The sequence below is a fragment of the Arthrobacter sp. TB 26 genome, from assembly GCF_000427315.1.
In the GTDB taxonomy this organism is placed as follows: Bacteria; Actinomycetota; Actinomycetes; order Actinomycetales; family Micrococcaceae; genus Arthrobacter.
Genome location: NZ_AUPJ01000479.1, coordinates 21,972 through 37,604, shown reverse-complemented (window position 1 = coordinate 37,604; position 15,633 = coordinate 21,972). Strand labels below are relative to the sequence as shown.

23 protein-coding genes are annotated in these 15,633 nt (G+C 63.2%); 7 read left to right on the top strand and 16 right to left on the bottom strand.

Annotated features, from left to right (window positions below):
- Positions 1-34: 34 nt before the first annotated feature.
- The 3 genes from K789_RS0118575 to K789_RS24190 form a co-directional block, all read right to left on the bottom strand.
- Entirely contained in the window at positions 35-1,216 is a 1,182-nt protein-coding gene (locus K789_RS0118575; RefSeq protein ID WP_128081639.1) for an IS30 family transposase, read from the bottom strand.
- Positions 1,217-1,578: 362 nt separating this feature from the next.
- A complete protein-coding gene (locus tag K789_RS0118570) occupies positions 1,579-2,289 on the bottom strand; it encodes a hypothetical protein (protein WP_128081676.1) in 711 nt (236 codons plus the stop codon).
- Between the two features lie 498 nt (positions 2,290-2,787).
- Positions 2,788-3,285 carry a hypothetical protein gene (locus tag K789_RS24190; protein WP_024368066.1) on the bottom strand — a complete coding sequence of 166 codons (498 nt, stop codon included), beginning with the start codon at positions 3,283-3,285 and terminating at the stop codon, positions 2,788-2,790.
- 42 nt (positions 3,286-3,327) lie between these two features.
- On the opposite strand from K789_RS24190, the gene K789_RS25720 reads away from it, so the two are divergent.
- Complete coding sequence (locus tag K789_RS25720) at positions 3,328-3,570, top strand: hypothetical protein (RefSeq protein WP_051181157.1); 243 nt, start codon at positions 3,328-3,330, stop codon at positions 3,568-3,570.
- Positions 3,571-3,659: 89 nt separating this feature from the next.
- Entirely contained in the window at positions 3,660-3,881 is a 222-nt protein-coding gene (locus K789_RS25715) for a hypothetical protein (RefSeq protein ID WP_024368064.1), read from the top strand.
- Positions 3,882-4,178: 297 nt separating this feature from the next.
- Here K789_RS25715 and K789_RS0118550 read toward each other — a convergent pair whose 3' ends face one another.
- From K789_RS0118550 to K789_RS0118540, 3 genes are all read right to left on the bottom strand, one after another.
- On the bottom strand, positions 4,179-4,433 hold the full coding sequence (locus K789_RS0118550) for a hypothetical protein (RefSeq protein ID WP_024368063.1): 255 nt from the start codon (positions 4,431-4,433) through the stop codon (positions 4,179-4,181).
- Between the two features lie 90 nt (positions 4,434-4,523).
- Positions 4,524-5,279 (bottom strand): GIY-YIG nuclease family protein, encoded by a 756-nt coding sequence (locus K789_RS0118545; RefSeq protein ID WP_024368062.1) that lies wholly within the window; start codon positions 5,277-5,279, stop codon positions 4,524-4,526.
- A gap of 129 nt (positions 5,280-5,408) precedes the next feature.
- Entirely contained in the window at positions 5,409-5,873 is a 465-nt protein-coding gene (locus tag K789_RS0118540) for a DUF6994 family protein (protein WP_128081675.1), read from the bottom strand.
- A gap of 212 nt (positions 5,874-6,085) precedes the next feature.
- On the opposite strand from K789_RS0118540, the gene K789_RS0118535 reads away from it, so the two are divergent.
- From K789_RS0118535 to K789_RS0118520, 4 genes are all read left to right on the top strand, one after another.
- The gene (locus tag K789_RS0118535) at positions 6,086-6,433 is read left to right on the top strand and encodes a hypothetical protein (RefSeq protein ID WP_024368060.1); all 348 of its coding nucleotides are present in this window, start codon (positions 6,086-6,088) and stop codon (positions 6,431-6,433) included.
- Between the two features lie 455 nt (positions 6,434-6,888).
- Positions 6,889-7,314: a GIY-YIG nuclease family protein gene (locus tag K789_RS23510; RefSeq protein WP_128081674.1), complete on the top strand. Its 426-nt coding sequence runs from the start codon at positions 6,889-6,891 to the stop codon at positions 7,312-7,314.
- A gap of 89 nt (positions 7,315-7,403) precedes the next feature.
- Positions 7,404-7,631 (top strand): hypothetical protein, encoded by a 228-nt coding sequence (locus K789_RS25240; protein WP_128081673.1) that lies wholly within the window; start codon positions 7,404-7,406, stop codon positions 7,629-7,631.
- A 92-nt stretch (positions 7,632-7,723) separates the two neighbouring features.
- Positions 7,724-8,122, top strand: coding sequence for a DUF898 domain-containing protein (locus K789_RS0118520; protein ID WP_237739639.1), 399 nt, complete (start codon positions 7,724-7,726; stop codon positions 8,120-8,122).
- Between the two features lie 88 nt (positions 8,123-8,210).
- On the opposite strand, the gene K789_RS24755 is transcribed toward K789_RS0118520, so the two are convergent.
- The 10 genes from K789_RS24755 to K789_RS0118475 form a co-directional block, all read right to left on the bottom strand.
- Positions 8,211-8,606 carry a type I restriction enzyme endonuclease domain-containing protein gene (locus K789_RS24755; protein WP_084507695.1) on the bottom strand — a complete coding sequence of 132 codons (396 nt, stop codon included), beginning with the start codon at positions 8,604-8,606 and terminating at the stop codon, positions 8,211-8,213.
- 97 nt (positions 8,607-8,703) lie between these two features.
- Positions 8,704-9,132, bottom strand: coding sequence for a hypothetical protein (locus K789_RS0118515; protein WP_024368058.1), 429 nt, complete (start codon positions 9,130-9,132; stop codon positions 8,704-8,706).
- Positions 9,125-10,087, bottom strand: a complete 963-nt coding sequence (locus tag K789_RS0118510; RefSeq protein ID WP_237739638.1) for a hypothetical protein — start codon at positions 10,085-10,087, stop codon at positions 9,125-9,127. Before K789_RS0118510 ends, K789_RS0118515 begins: the two co-directional genes overlap by 8 nt.
- Positions 10,088-10,651: 564 nt before the next feature.
- Positions 10,652-10,810: a hypothetical protein gene (locus tag K789_RS25490; RefSeq protein ID WP_157835698.1), complete on the bottom strand. Its 159-nt coding sequence runs from the start codon at positions 10,808-10,810 to the stop codon at positions 10,652-10,654.
- 221 nt (positions 10,811-11,031) lie between these two features.
- Positions 11,032-11,115, bottom strand: a complete 84-nt coding sequence (locus K789_RS26285; RefSeq protein ID WP_237739640.1) for a DUF2087 domain-containing protein — start codon at positions 11,113-11,115, stop codon at positions 11,032-11,034.
- Between the two features lie 7 nt (positions 11,116-11,122).
- Positions 11,123-11,383 (bottom strand): hypothetical protein, encoded by a 261-nt coding sequence (locus K789_RS23505; protein ID WP_051181152.1) that lies wholly within the window; start codon positions 11,381-11,383, stop codon positions 11,123-11,125.
- The gene (locus K789_RS0118490; protein ID WP_024368056.1) at positions 11,380-12,252 is read right to left on the bottom strand and encodes a PhzF family phenazine biosynthesis protein; all 873 of its coding nucleotides are present in this window, start codon (positions 12,250-12,252) and stop codon (positions 11,380-11,382) included. Before K789_RS0118490 ends, K789_RS23505 begins: the two co-directional genes overlap by 4 nt.
- Positions 12,253-12,341: 89 nt before the next feature.
- Entirely contained in the window at positions 12,342-13,109 is a 768-nt protein-coding gene (locus K789_RS24175) for a hypothetical protein (protein WP_128081672.1), read from the bottom strand.
- A gap of 180 nt (positions 13,110-13,289) precedes the next feature.
- Positions 13,290-13,904 carry a DUF4230 domain-containing protein gene (locus tag K789_RS0118480; protein ID WP_024368054.1) on the bottom strand — a complete coding sequence of 205 codons (615 nt, stop codon included), beginning with the start codon at positions 13,902-13,904 and terminating at the stop codon, positions 13,290-13,292.
- Complete coding sequence (locus K789_RS0118475) at positions 13,901-14,401, bottom strand: hypothetical protein (protein WP_024368053.1); 501 nt, start codon at positions 14,399-14,401, stop codon at positions 13,901-13,903. The genes K789_RS0118480 and K789_RS0118475 overlap by 4 nt, the downstream gene beginning before the upstream one ends.
- A 424-nt stretch (positions 14,402-14,825) precedes the next feature.
- On the opposite strand from K789_RS0118475, the gene K789_RS0118470 reads away from it, so the two are divergent.
- Positions 14,826-15,623 carry a dioxygenase gene (locus K789_RS0118470; RefSeq protein WP_024368052.1) on the top strand — a complete coding sequence of 266 codons (798 nt, stop codon included), beginning with the start codon at positions 14,826-14,828 and terminating at the stop codon, positions 15,621-15,623.
- The last annotated feature ends 10 nt before the right edge of the window (positions 15,624-15,633 follow it).

Here is a 15,633-nt window from a genome sequence, read left to right as displayed (position 1 = left end):
GGCGGTTTCTAGGGGTCGTTGCAACACCTGGTGGTTAGGTGGTTAGTAGTAAATCACGTAGACGCTCGGCTGGGGTATCCCAGCCGAGCGTTTTGCGTGGGCGGCCGTTGAGCTCCTGAGCGACGTGTTCGAGGTCTTCAGGTCCGTAGGCGGACAGGTCGGTGCTTTTGGGGAAGTACTGGCGCAGCAGCCCGTTAGTGTTCTCGTTCGAACCGCGCTGCCAGGGGCTGGCTGGGTCGCAGAAGTAAACCTGCATTTCGGTGGCTAGGGTGAAGGTCTTGTGGGCGGCCATTTCCGCGCCCTGGTCCCAGGTCAGAGAGCCTCGCAGATGTGCCGGCAGGGCAGAGATGGTGTTGATGAGCCCGTCCCGGACGGTTTCGGCGGTGTGGTCATTTGGCAGGTGGACGAGCATCACGTAGCGGGTGGTGCGTTCGACCAGGGTTCCGATCGCGGACTGGTTGTAGGCGCCGGTGATGAGATCCCCCTCCCAATGACCGGGTACTGCGCGGTCCTCGATCTCGGGTGGACGCTCGGAGATCATGACCATCGGATCCACGAACCGGGAGGTGCGCTGTTCCCCGCTCTGGTGGTGTTTCCGGCGGGTCCGGCCGGTGCGCAGGGCTGCCTGTATTTCGCGTTTGAGTCCGCCTCTGGCCTGGACGTAGAGGGCTTGATAGATCGTCTCTGGACTCACACGCATCTCCGGTTGGTCGGGGAACTTTTTGACCAGGGTGTGGCTGATCTGCTCCGGAGACCAGCGTATGAGCAGCTTGGCCTTCACATAGTCGCGCAGGTCCGACTCGCCAGCGAGCTTGGCGTTTTTGGGTCGTGGCCGCCGGGCAGCGGCCTTCCGCTGCGCCCCGTGGGGCAGATAGCCCAACAGGGCATCGGCATTTCGGCCCAGCTCGCGGCTGATCGTTGAAGCCGAACGGCCAAGCACGCTGGCGATCGCCCGCATCGATGAACCCGAGGCTTTCAGGTCCCGGATCATCTCCCGCTCCTGCACGCTAAGAAATCGCGGGTCGATGAGTTTCTCGAGAGCCGCTGTCGGTGGGGCGAGGGCCGGCGAGGTCATAGTGGTCACACCACGTTTGTAATCGACCACCCGCCCATCAGCGTAAATGCGTCGGCCGCCTGACTTACGAATCCCCAGGTCCCACTCCGCCGCGGTCCTGGGATGCACGCTGACCGCTGCGGCCGCCTCCCGCCGACTCAAGCCGGCCTTGCGTAACCGGAAGTACTCATCCCGGCCCCGGTGAGGGCGCGCCCCCGGTTTACCATGGCTCTTCAGTCCGGCTTTACGCACCCAGCCGGCGCACGTATCGGGGCTCAATCCCAGCTCCCTGGCCGCCGCCCCCGTGCTCTTGAGCCGGTCGAACACGACGAAGAACTCATCCTTCTGCCCCTGCGCGTACTTCCTGTTGGTTCGAGGTTCTCCCGTTAAAGACGACACGGTCGTTGCAACTCCCAAAAATTCTGGGTGTTGCAACGACCGCTAGAACCCAAGTCACCGGTACGGGGCTTTTCGTTGACCCTACGAGCATTCGGCAAAGCCTCCGCCCGTGCAGGTGGTCTGACCTACCCCTGATTGTAGGTGGCCAGCGCACCGTTGGTGAGCAGGGCCCGCAGATACCGAACCCCAGGCGGCAGCGCGTCACCGGAGGCCTGAGACTGGTCGACCAACCCGAATAAGCGGCCAGAAGTTCTCGGCGTGATGATCCCCGATACGTCAAGCCCGACGTTGAGCGCTACGACCTGCCTGTCAGCCAGAGCGCCGGTCGTTTGTCCGAAGATCTCGCCGGGAACCGTCGCCGCGGCGTTGAAGATCAAGACTCCCGTCCACGATTCGTCTGTCAACCGCGCGGCCAGGTCCGAGTAAAGGGAGCTGTCCGGGTCCGGGGATTGCGCCTTCGAGATCACGTCGGCGATGAGGGCGCTCAAACGAATGGATGCCCCCGCGGGGTCTTCGTTCAATTCAGTCGGGTAGCTGAACGAAGCGGGGTTTAATGCATGGTCCTGCACACTTTTCCCGACCGCACTCTTGATCACGACCATGGGGGCCCCTGCTCCGGTCAGACCCGAGTTCACCGCGAAGCGCCATGAATCAACAGCCGCATCCCCGGCGACGGAGAATCTGGAAGCCCCGGAGATAACGGCGAAGACGTGGTCAGGGTGAAGCAACGCATCACGGGCTGGGGCGGCAACATTCAGTACCAGGGTGTGCGGGTTGCCCGCCTCGTCCGTCGTCTGGCCAAGAACGATCCCTGCCGGCGGAACAGGCGCGGTCAAGTCCGGACCCGAGCCTTGCACCTGTGGCCCGACGCTTACGGGCATGGCCGTCTTTGGATCCGCACCCGGCCCCTGCTTCCGTGGCACAGCGCTTCCGGGTATTTCAGGCTCTTGGTTCGCTCTACGGGGTAGTTCACTGTCGGAGCCGGGGTCTCCGGCGACGGACGGCCCGACTGGCTGCCGGGCTGGCGGCGTCGGCGAGGGGGTCGTGCCGATCCTTGGCTTTTCGGGGGTAGGCGCGGCCGGGGAAGATGCTTCGGACCTGCCGGCGACGGGATCGCCCATGGTCGTCGTGAGCACGAGAGAGGTAGCGGCTGCGGCGATCACGACCGCAAGGGAGAAACCGCCGATGACCAGCAGATTCACCCGCATGGGTTTAGGCCGACTATACGTCCAGTGTCGCTGATGGGGCGGTCCTCTCGTGCCTGCTGAGGTCCGGTCCGTCCCCCGAATGAACGGTACAGCGTCGCGAAATGAGCCGCAACAACCCGCGTTGACTCAATTAGCCGTTGCCGGCGGGGCGATAGCGCCGGGGTCCTCGTCGATGGAATAGACGACCCGGGTCCGGTCCGTGATCACAGAGAGATCCTCGAGGGTGAGACTGATCGCCGCCGACCGGTTCTTCAGGAACAGGAAGAGCTCCTGCTGGCGCCAGAACCGTTCGTCGATGTAGGACCTGAAATTGCGTCCGCTGGCCTTGGAGTACCGGCGCAGGACAGCGGAGTCAGTGGTCCGGGGCCCGTGTGACAGGCCGACGTCGAGATCCCCGAGCGGGTCCACCGACTCGTCGAGGTAGCTGCCGAAAAGGGTCAGGGACCGGACAAACATCAGCTTGCCCGGGTCGGCGTTGTAATCCCGGGCCCGCTGGATGAGCTCGGCCACCAGCCGGTCGGCTGTCTTCCGGGAGATGGGCTTGCCGAAACTGGCCATGCCCAGCGCGTTGCCCAGGATCGTGGTCGTCCACTCGACGCCGCGGTATTCGTTGGCGACCGTCAAACGACGTCCAACCTCTTGGTCGGCACCTGGAACATCCGCGCCTTGGGTGACCTGACCGGCAAGTGGCTGGCCGGCCCCAAAGACTCACCCAACCGGGACTGGCACTCCATCGCCTGCCTGGCGGAGGTGATCTGCCGGTTCGACGTCGTCGCGGTTCAGGAGTCCCGCCGCAACCCGGCAGCCCTGAAGCGGCTCCTGGCCAGCCTTGGACCGGACTGGCGGGTCATCATCTCCGATGCGACCGAGGGGGCCGCCGGCAACGGCGAACGTATCGCCTTTCTCTAAGACAGAACGCGGGTTCTGCCCCCGATCGGGGATGACCGCAGCGCCAGTTCGCCCGCACCCCGTACACCGCCAGCTTCTCCCGGGCCGGGGTGGAGTTCACCCTCGCCTCCGTCCACATCCTCTGGGGCAAGAACCCTGCGGGGCGGCTGCCGGAGATCACCGCGTTCGCCCAGTGGATGCACGACTGGGCGGTGCGGCCCAACGACTGGAACTCCGACCTCATCGTGCTCGGTGACTTCAATCTGGACCGGATCGGCGACCGCTCTACGAAGCGTTCATCTCCACGGGCCGGTGGCCGCCGGCAGAGCTGAACGCGGTCCCGCGGACCATCTTCGACGACGACAAAACCAAGCACAGCGAAATGTCGTGGCGGATCTCCGACAACTACCCGCTCTGGTGTGAATTCCTGCTGGCCTGAAGTCCGGCTTCACTTCTGCCGCCGACTCTAGGCGCCCGGCCGATTTCACCTCGTCGGCGTTGCTGGTCAGGTCGGCACCTTCGTGGATCTGGGCCGCTTCGATCTGTGGATCGGCGATAAGGCCTCCACCTCGGGAATGTGCAGCCGTCCAGGTCCTCGGCGGCGCCCCGACTAAGTGGGCATGGCCCCTTCACACTAGAGCTTCCGGGATGCCGAATCGCCTGCCAATGAGTATTCGGACGGCCGCTTCTAAGGGCTGATCTTCCAGCTCAACGCCCTCGCCCCCGTAACGAATTCCCGTTTCGTCGCCGACCGCTTCGATGTCAAAAAGGTTGAGGACCTCGGCCACGCGCACCTGATACTCGGTGGCGGTCATTTGGCGAGACGCACGAACTGGAATTGTGCTGAGTGTGCGCGCGACCTCAGCATCGATGGATTCAGTCATGGACGGCACTCTTGCATGACGCTCGCCCTTGCACAAGGGGCTCCGATCAGGTCGACGTTCAGGCGATGACCGTAATCCAGCTCGCGATCATCAATCGGTCCCGGCCGCTCCCGTCCCAGGATCGATGATCAGTTTCCGCCGCTTCATCTCGGCGCCGATGAACAACCCGCGCAACCCGGTCACCGCCCCGCCGCCGATGCGGTTGAGCAAATAGTCGGGCGGGAACGACCTTACAAGTCTGGACTCCAGGGCGTCATAGTTGATGGTCCGCGCGGCGAAGATCCGTGTTGTGTCCAGGGCCCGGAACGAGTCAATCGACATCACGGACTCCTCGACCCCGCCCCACAGGAGCCGGTCGAACTGCTTGGTCCCGTTCCAGTGCTGCTTGATGCGTTTCCGCATGTCCCAGGAGGCCTGGCCGATGTAGGCCTGCCGGTACCGATCCAGCACCAGCACGTAAACGCCCCATTCTTCGTCCAGGGTCTTCAGGTCAGTGACGGGTCGCAGCCGCTTGTTCTTGGCCAGCATCTCCGTCAGCGCGTCCTCGAAATCCGCCTCGGGGATCTGGGCGAAGAAGGCCATGTTGAGGTCGAAGTTCTCCAGGGCAGCCTCGCGCTGACGACGGCAGAACTCGTCGGTGTGGATCGTCAGTTCGTCGTCCTCGTAGTGCGGCGCCAGGTAAGCCCGCAGCTCATCCGTGAGCATCGACTCAGGGATCCGTGTTGATGAACTCTTGTTCACCAGGGCGTACATCTCGCGGGTCAGGCGGTGCCCGTACTTCCCGGGCCGGATCAACTCACCGAAGTGCTCCACGGCTGAACTGGTCAGAGGGGTGCGAGCTGTCATGTGCCGATTATCCACCGCTCATCGTGAGGCCGCAGCGCGGGGTTGGCATGGCACACAAAACTCATGCCTTCTGCATATCGGGGAATCGAACGTGCCTCCGGCGGCTGGCCGGCCTCATGAGCCAGCGCTTCAGGGTTGTTCGTCGATCCTGCGATTGCGTGCGCTGATGAAGGCGTTGCTGTTTTCCAGATACGTGAGGTATTCCGGCCCGTCCTTCGGAACGGCGTCCTTTGTTCTGAAGTCGGCAATCGGGTGGAGGAAGGACCGGACGTTCTGGCCGTCCTCCTCTAACAGATCCTGCAGCAGGAAGAACTCGACGTACTCGCGGAAGGTCTTGAACAGGGCGAAGAAATCCGAATACCTTGCAAGGGGCTTCGCAAGGGGGTTCGGCAGCTCGCCAAGATAATGCCGACGGATGCACTCCAGGGTCAGGTCGGGGCGATCGGCGATCCTCGGGTGGAATCCGCGCGCGTCCGACCACACAAGGTGGTGGAGTTCTACTTTGACGCCTTCCGTGTCGTAACTTCTGGCTGGCTGCCAGCAAGATCCCGTTCCGACGCCGCTTGGCGAACGCTGCAGTGCAAGCTGGCGCAAGGGCCGGGCCTCCACGACGCCGGGACCTCGGCAACCCTCTTTTAGCGCTCATCCTGACGACGCCACCGTAAGCTTCCGAACCGCCGTAGCAATGGGTGCAACAACGCTTCCCGCGCGGAGGTCGGTAACCTCTGAGAGGCCCCATTCCTGTCCGGGGCACGCTGAACACCACTTGGGGGAACCATGAAGAAGATCTTTGCCGCTGTGTCGCTGTGTCGCTCTCAACCCTGACGGCAGTGCTGGTCGCGGGGTGCGCTGGCTCACCGAACACCGAGACGCCATCCTCGGCGGCCCCGGCCAGCCAGATCCCGAAGCCCGACGCTGCACAGGCCGCGAGCCTGCGCGCCGAGCTCGCGAAGATCAACCCGCGGCTGGATAACGACAAGGCCGTCGACAACTCCCGAAACCAGTGCACCAGCATCCTCGGTGGATCCCCGGCTGACAAACTCATCACCGCGGCCAAGACCCGGTTCACCGGTGGCCAGGTGGAATCGGTATCCGACGCCGAAGCGCAGCAGATCATCGACGTCATCAAAACGAACGGGTTCTGCAAGGCCTGATCGTGAACGATCTAGGCGGCCGATCGGCAGGAATGAGCGAAGGCAGGACATGGACAACGACATCTCGGGCGGACTGAGCCTCGGAAATCTCTTCCAGGCGGCTGGGCTGGCACCAGAGGCCGTGCAGGTTATCCGGCACACGCTCAAACCGGATGGGCTGAAAACGCGGCGGGACCCAGCCTTCTGCCGTACGTGCGGGAGCAGGGCATCCGCAACAGCAAACTGCCGGCGACTCCTCCAGGATCTGGCTGAACTTCCTCGCCACTACCGGACGGCGTGCCCGGTTCGTTACCGCGCACGAGAACCATGGCGAAGTCCTTGCAGAGCGCACCGACCTTCGCCGCTACTTCGACCCGCGGCCCTCACCGGTGTTCGCTGCCCTGGCGGACCGCCTGGTTATTGAGTGGACAAACGACCCGGTGAACTGGGCGAAAACCGGTGACCAGGCAACTTTCATGACGGTTGTCGAGATCTCCGACCCGGCCAGTGTGCCGTTCCCGGGGTTCGATTCGGTCCTTGTCAGCTTCGAGGAGCTCCAGGCCGTCATCGCCGATGACCGCTACGGGCAATGGCGGACGGCCCTCAGCTCGGTGCAGGGGATCTACCTCATTGCGGACACCAGCACCGGCAGGCTGTACGTGGGGAAGGCCGGCGGTGCAGAAAAGTTCCTGGGCCGCTGGGGCGAATACGCCAGGAACGGCCACGGCGGCAACGTCGCTCTCCGGGAGCTGGCTGCCGCCGACGCCCGGCACCGGCAGCACTTCCAGTTCAGCATCTTGCAGGTCTTCTCGCCGAGCGCGCCGACTGCCCAAGTCGACGCAGCCGAAGCCCACTTCAAGCGGGCCCTCCTCACGCGGCAGTTCGGCATGAACCTGAACTAGCGGCGTCAGCGAGAGGAAAGTAACTCCGCGACGAGGGACAGATGTTACGCACACATCGCAAGGGGCCTGGTCTACAGGCATGTCTCAAAGTGGTCGGCGTCGTAGTCTTCGTCGCCGTTCATCATCATCATCGCGAGGAACCAAACGTGCAGGCCGGATGGAACCTCTTTGCCGACAACCAGCTTGGCTCCGGCGACGTTCTGCCGGGTGACAAAACACGAGGATTCATTGCCTTCGACATTGCGCCCGGTACTTCGACCGTGATGATCTCCACCCCGTTGATGCAGGAAGCCGCACGGATCCAGATTCCGGGGTAACAGAGGCTTGCGGCTGTGTCCGGGCACGCCCTGTTGCTTGGTGACACATACAGTTCGACTGTGCACTTTCGCACTATCAATTGGGGGAATCCTTGAGCATCAACAATGAGAAAAGTTCGTCGTACGGGCAGATGCCGACCGCCAACCCAGGGACCATGGTGAGCGCCGGCGTCGGAACCGTTCCCGGCGTCAAGATCTACAAGTTCAGCGGCGGGGCTGCGTCCTGGTTCGGAACCCAGATCCTCGGCGTCCTGATTACGATCTGCACGATTGGGATCTGCTACCCCTTCGCGGTTGTCCTGGTCGAACGGTGGCGGGCCAAGAACACGTTTCTGCATGGCCGGCAGCTTTTGTTCATCGGCACCGGGTGGGGCATCTTCGGTCTCTGGATCAAGTGGCTGCTGCTAAGCATAATCACACTGGGCATCTACACATTCTGGGTCTACCCGCGGCTGATGCAGTGGAAGGTCGAGAACACCGTTTACGCGTAGACGGAATGGCTCTGCACCCTTTGGGGCGCAGGGCTTTTCTGCACGCCGCCCGACTGCCAGTGGGCCGCTACGCACCATGACCTTAACATCACATACCATGGATAAGGCCTGCACGCATGGATCGGCAAGTAGGCTTTATCGACGCCGGATCGTCTGCGGCTGCTTTATCCGGTGGGTAGTCGAACTTGACTAGCAACCGCTGGACTGAAGAGCGCAGTTTGGCCCGCACATCATCCCGGACCGTCCAGTCTGTTCGGATGTTAAGGCCATGACGGAGACCAGCTCGGGGATTATTGGCCAGTACCCCTTCTCTCTGAACCTGGACAGCGGACTCCTTCCAGGCCACCGCGTCGAAGAATGCCAGCTCGTCGGTGTTCAGTGGCGGAGAGAAATTTGATCCTCGGTTTATGCTCAGGACCGCCGCCTGACCACGGGCTGCAGAATATGCATCGCGGCAGGGAATCCGCCGCGAATAGCCACTCATTGGACTCTTCGCGGTTGAGGATGCGACGGCGTGGTCGCGAGGCTGTCCGGGTAGAGGCCGAGGTCCTCCGATGAGAGAGATCCCTATGCCAACCGTCTTACAGTTCAACGGGGTTGGCGTCGGTGCCGAGTTCTGCCCAGAACTTGCCAAAGTCCTCCAGGCCAGCGAGCGGCGAAGACTGGGCGAGATCGACGATGCCCCGGACGACGGCGTGAACCATTTGGGGGTCTCCCGAGTCCATGGCCCGGTCGAGGCGGACAAACATGTCCTCGCTGGTCTTTGCGCGCTCAGCAAAGATTCCCTCGAAGTAGAGCCTCAGAATCTTCTCGGCCGCGTGGATGCGGTCGACTTGGACATGCTCGGCCGCTGCAATAGCTTCGCGCTTTGTGTGTTCCTCCTGCCGGATCCGGCCGTACTCGCGTGCGGCCCCCACGATCTCGCTGAGAGCGGCGAACGCATCAGCGTTGAGAATTGGCGAGTGCTTTGATCCAACCACCTTGCCGACGTGCACCTTCGCGTCAGACATCCTCAGCCTCCTTGACCAGAGTGCGGTACTTGACATTGAACTTGGCTGTCTCCTCGTTCAAGTCTCCCGATTCGTCAACGACTTTAGCTGATGCGACGTTGCGAACGGCAATCGTCAACGTCACCGCTTGCTGGAACCGAGCCGCATGGCGTGCGGGGTCGAAAAGTTCGGACTCGAGTAGCTCGAGTGCCGACGTGGCTCGCACGACAAGTCGGCAAAGCAACCCCTCGAGTTCCGCGGCCCGTGCGCCGACCGCGTCGAACTTCGCTTTCGTCACCTGCATCTCGGCGATTGCGACGCCTACCTTGGCCTCGTTTTCGCGGGCTTTCGTCTTCGCTTTCTCACCCTGCCCAGCGACCACAAGACCACTTACGAGGATCGCGGGCCCAATCGTAACGAAGTTTAGGGCGGCTGCTCCGGCTGCCATCCCGGCGCCACCCGAGGCAATGCTGCCACCACCGAGAAAGGCAAGAGTCGCGTTTGTCGCGGCCACACCGGACAAAGCCGAGATGGAAGTGCCTGTGCTCGCGGCGGCGAACGCTGTAACTGCCGTGGTGATGCCGGAGTTGATGCCGACCCCCGTGGCTGCCGACCCGACCATCCCGCGCATCCAGGAGATCGCTTCCTGCCCCAGACTTCCTTCGAGCGTGACCTGCCCCGGCGTCGACTCAAGTCCGTCTACTAAGAGCTTCTCGCTCTCCGTCACCCGCTTCTCGTGCCGCCGCAGGAAGTCAGCCATTCGCTCAACAATCATGTGAATGGCCTGCTCCTGGCGGGTGCCGAGGACTTTCAGGGAATCGTTCGTGAGCAGCTCGTGAGCCTCAAGCTTGCGACGTTCCTGGTCGTAATGCGCTCCAGACTTCCGGATACGGTCGTTGGCGCTCTTGATGTCATAGCCGCCTTTGAGGCCAAAGGCCGCGCCGCTCGCGCCGCTGATGACCCCGATGCCGATCAAGGCAAGGGGGACTAGAGGCAGGACCATTGAGTTCCTCCGAGTCGGGTAATGGTGTTCACAACCCCGAATCATAGTGTCATTTGGTAGGGTCTGCGGGAAAGCGGCTCATCAAAGTTGTGTGTCGTCGTGGTGCGTGCGTCAGCGGCGGTGTTGGGCGAGGTCTGCCGATGAGGAAGTTCCTAAGCTCACCATCCGGAATACCTCGGCCTCGATGCGGTCGGGCTGGAAGGATTTGCCGAGACAGCAAAGGCCTCAGCCCGTCCGTGATGCCCGCAGCGCCACCGCTGCCCTCGTTTCCTGGGCGAGGCAAAACCCGGCACGGACACCACGACGTTGCTGATGACGATCAGCCCATGCCAATCCATTCGATGGGGTCATGGGCCTGATGGGAGGAAGGCCCAGTTGGTCTGGGCCGCCCAGATGGGGTTGATGCTGGTCACGGTCGTTCCTCGCAGGCCGGGGAGGCGCCCGTCGACAGTGCGGTTGAGCAGGATGTAGCAGTTCGGGCCGCCGCTGCGGGCAGTGCAGGTCAATGCCCGTAATGTCTGCAGTGGGACCGGGGTGTTATGACGCCACCACGCCGATGTCGGCCAGGACGGCCCCGGCAAGGTCGGGCAGACGTCGCGAGCCGGCGATGGCGACAGCGAGCGCGCCGAGGAACTCGAAGGTTACGGCCAGGCCGAGCCCGGTCCGGTCGACTGGAGCGTACAGGCTCAAGTTCATCTATTTGGTCTGACACGTATTTAGAAGAGTCCTAAATAGGTGTTCGACCTGGCCATTGCCATGGCTGCCCTGCTGGCATCCAACGGTGAAGCATCTTGCAAAGCCCACGCCGACCGCTGCGGCCGATGCAACGTCCGCGGCCACCGCACCCGAAGCAAAAATCCCGAGCCCGCGAGGGCCAGAGCGCGGGCTGACCGCTCAGAATCCGGTGGCCCTCGTCCCTATGTTTCGTCGTGCCGGGAGTATGAGGAGCCGGAGGGAGTTCGTTCCAATAGTTCGAAGTCGATCAAGTATCGGCGCAGCATCACGGCGTCATCGGGGTTGCTGGGCGAGCAGGCCGCTGAAGATCGCCCCGGACGCCTCCAGTTCGTTGGCAGCATTCCGTTCGACGAGCCCGGACTCCAGCAGAGCGGCGATGGCCCTGTCTCGACGTCGGGCATTCAGCTCAGCGAACACGTCGGGGAGCTTGGCGCACAGCACGATTTGCGCGTAGGCGGTCCGCGCGTCGTTGTTGGCCAGGGCTGCCACCACTCGCCGCCAGTGCGGTCCGCCCAGCCTCTTCCCTCCGGTCACAGCGGTTCCTTGCTCGCAATCCGGACGGCCGTGCCGCTGACCACTATCCCGCCGGCGGCGGGAATGTCCACGGTGAGTAGGCCCGGCCGGCCGACGTGCCGTCCCTGATGGATCAGGATTCTCGACGGCGGTTCGACCAGGCCCAGGATACGCAGGTAGCCACCGACTGCAGCCGCGGCGGCGCCCGTCGCAGGGTCCTCCGTGATGGCGCCCACCGGGAACAGATTCCGAGCTTCGAATTCGGCGTCAGCAATTGGGTGGAGGACGGTCACCGTGGCGGCCCAGCCCTGAGCGTCCATGAGGCGGCGCACCGCCTCCGGATCGAAGCCAAAGGAATCGAAAAGGGTGCGGTCGGCGAGAACCAGCACCGGATGCCAGTTTCCCGAATACGCGATCCTCGGCGGATAGGCCGGATCGAGATTTCCCTGCCCGACGCCTAGCAAACCGAGGAGTTCAGCCAGGACGGCGTCGTCGAATTCGGCCAGCCGCGGCTCAACGGCCGTGAACGACGCTGCGATGTCGGCGCCGTCGCCTGCTGTCTCGATCACGACCGGGCCGACAGGGGTGTCAAAGGTGAAGGATCCAGCCCCGTCGCGACCGCTCAGCGCAACGGCGAGCGCAATCGTCGCATGGCCACAGAATGGCACCTCGGCGAGCGGCGAGAAGTAGCGGACCCGGCTCCGACGCGGGTCGCCGTCGACGCCCTGCTCCGTCACAAAGGCCGTTTCGGCGTAGCCGACGGCGGCCGCCACCGACAGCATCCCGGCCTCATCAAGGTGGCGCGCGTCCAGGACCAGCCCGGCAGGATTGCCGCCGTTCGGCGTCGTGGAAAAGGCCGCATAGCGCAGGACCTCGGGGGTGTTTTCCATACTCCGATCCTCCCATGCCTGGTCACTGCATCAGCGGCTCGATGGGGGGGCTATCCGCGCAACCCGGTTCCCACCGGTAGCCTGGTGGCCTACTTCTGGGGCACTCCGGCGGCGGTCTCGGCTGCCGTCAGCGCCGCACGGAATGCCCCTACGGCGGACCGGTAGTTCGCCGGGTTGCCTTCTGACTGTGCCTGCTCGGCCTTCCGCCTTGCCCTGATCATCGCGGCTGTCGATGGGAAGGCAGTGTCGGACATCGCCGGAAAGTCGAACTGCAGGTGCGGGTCAACCTCATAGGCCAGCCACCGGCTCTCGAGATCCTCATGCTGTGCTGCAACGGCGCCAAAGGCCTGCGCGTCAACCAGTGACAGCCCGGTTAGACTTCCAGCGGCTATGCCAGCGGCCCCCTCGGCTGTCCGGGTCGCGTCGCGCTGGCGTTGCAGCGCCTGTGCGGCGCCCAGCCCTGGTGGGCCCTTGAGCCGGTGCTTTAGAACCATGTTGTTTTCGTAGGCCCGGATGTCGTTCGGTGTCATACTGTCGAGCTCAGCAGCGCTTTTACTGACGACGTCGGCAGGGCCTCTGCGACTGGCGATGCTGCTGTCCGGGACGGGAAACACGTACTTGCCGCCCAGGAAGCCCCCGAGCAAAATACCCCAGAGGGTCCAGTCGGGAAGACCAGCCGAGTTCGTCGACCCGGCAACAAAAAAGGCGGTGGCGTTGGTTACGGCCTGCCCCGTGGTGAATCTCATGCGTCCGAGGCGCCTCACCCTGCGGTAACTGGTGAGTTGTCGGTTGTGAAATGAACGTGCTCTTGCGATCCAGTCGCGTGCTCGGTTCACCAGTTGCGGGCTTTCAGTCATGATCCCGAGGATACCGGTCAACACAGACACCCGACGGACGTCGTCCCTCGGCTGTCCGCAGTCCTCCCTGTGAGCCCTTCGAAAACCGAAACGACCCCGCACACAGACGCGTGCGGGGTCGTTTCGTTCGGCCAAGACTGCGGATGCTGGCCGGACCGACGTCGACTGGCTCTAAACGGGCTAGCTGGCCGCCTTGTCGACGAAGGTGACTTGTATTCCGAGCGAGCTAAACATTCCAGTCAGAATGGACTTGGTATTCTCGGCAGCCCGCTTCCGTAGCTCCGACTCCTCCGCCGCGTCCACGAACTTCTTCTCTGCGAGTTTGTAGATTTTGTCTTGCTCGGGCGCCTCGATCGCATCGACGATCCGGTCCAGCACGCCGCGGTCCTGGCTGTACATATAGGACCGGTCGAGGTCGAGGTTGGGCTTGTCGAGCTGCGCCTCCGGCAGTCGCACCGTCGCCGATTTGCCGTCCGGGGACAGCGTCAGGTCCTTGTCTGCGAGGCCGGCCAGATCGACATAGGCGTTGACGGTGCCCGCCGCGACAAACAACGTTCGCCGTCCGGCGAGAATAGGCGGCACCCACGTATCGTCGCTCTTGTCGTCGATCACCACCTCAAAGTGGCCAATCACGGTGTGGATCTGGCTGACGTCCTGGATCGACTTCAGCAGCGCGGGCCGGTCCCGGTCGGCTTGGCCCAACCGGAACGGGCTGAACCCAGCCATGGTCGCCACACCGAGTGCGGCCAGCGCCAGTACGAGCGCGCCAACCACCACTTTTGCGATTCGCTTCATCCGCGGATGCCTTCCGGCCCTTGGAGCGGTCTGGATTTCTTTCCAAACAGGCCTGCCCCATCGAGGCCGCGGATGATCAGTTCGCCAGCGATGCCCAAGCCAATCAGCGCCAAGAGGTTCCCATTCCTCATGGAGCTTCCAGCGACGTAGCTGTTCTGGGCGGCCTGAACCACGGCAATGTCGTTCAAATACCAGCCGTTGACTACGGTTTGCTGCGGGGCACCTTTAGTGTCCCCTGCGTTCAGTGTGTTTTTGACGGCCGCTTGAGCCAGATCAGACTTCCAGTCGGAAGGGCTGCTGCCGCTCAACCCGGGATTGTTGGCCAGCCATGTCAGGATCAGCAACACGGCGAGCACCGCTCCGAGAATGATCCGGGCGCCGTTGGCCGATCGGAGCTTCGCCAGTTTGAGCCGCCTCGACTTGAGTTGTGGTGCGTGGTCGGGTGTCGGCGGCAGCTCCGGAGCCGCGCTTGCAGTCGATGTTTCGTAAGTAGTCATTTCCCCATTTTTCGTATTGTTGTTGCAGCCGCCTGATGGCGGAAAACCTTGGATACTACGCCCGCGCCCGAGGAACCGCGGCGCCTGGATTTCATCTGCTCCGTGACCAGCTTGACGGCCACGGGCTCCTTGTTCGTCGGCCATGCAGGCCGCGGCACAAGGGCCAAGCTGGCGACGTCGGACGAGCGCAGACGCAGCGATACGTGCGGTGCTTCCATTACCGTTCGCCCTTGGCGCATGCTCAGCTTAATAGGTGTTGTGAAAACTGAGGCGCATTTGCTGATAGTGGTGGTTGTAAGTCCTTGACGCCTGCAGTCGACATCGTTACAGCTAGCCCTGGCGCAGTGCTGTTCAGCGGGGGACATCATGTCCGACTGGACAAGGGAAGCTTGAACCTTCAAGTAAATGCGATTACGATGGTGTCATGACATCGACCCTCGACCGCCCTCCGGTTCTCTTCCTCAGCCATGGTGCTCCGCCGTTGGCTGACGACGCCACGTGGACCCGCGAACTCAACGCATGGTCCGGCACCTTCGACAAGCCCAAAGACATTCTTATGGTGTCCGCCCACTGGGAGAACGCACCGGTGACGCTCAGCGCCACCGGGCGAAACCCGGGACTGGTCTATGATTTCGGCGGTTTCGCCCAGAAGTACTACGACGTCACCTACGACGCCCCGCAGGCTCCCGGTCTGGCCGCCGAAGTGGAGAAGCTCGTGGCCGGTCATGGCCACCATGTCGAGCGCGACGAGAGCCGCGGCTTGGACCACGGCGCCTACGTCCCGCTCAAGGAGATGTTCCCGGACGCGGATGTACCGGTAGTGCAAATGTCCATGCCCACCCTTGATCCGCAGGGCCTGTTCGATCTGGGCAAGTCGCTTGCGCCCTTGCGCGACCGCGGCACGCTGATCGTCGGTTCGGGGTTCACCACGCACAATCTGCGCTGGTTCAACCCCGCCGGCGGCCCCGACAGTGTCCCGCCGCCGGTCTCCCGTGAGTTCGATCAATGGGCGGAGGAAACAATGGCGCGCGGCGACGTCGACTCCATCCTGGACTTCCTGCACAAGGCCCCCGCAGCCCGCGAGGCGCACCCTCGCAGCGAACATTGGGCCCCGCTGTATGTCGCGCTCGGGGCAGCGTACGGCTCCGGCGACCTGCACGCCAAAACCGCGATCGACGGGTTCTGGTTCGGCCTGTCAAAACGCTCGTGGACCCTTACTTAAGCCGCGCAGA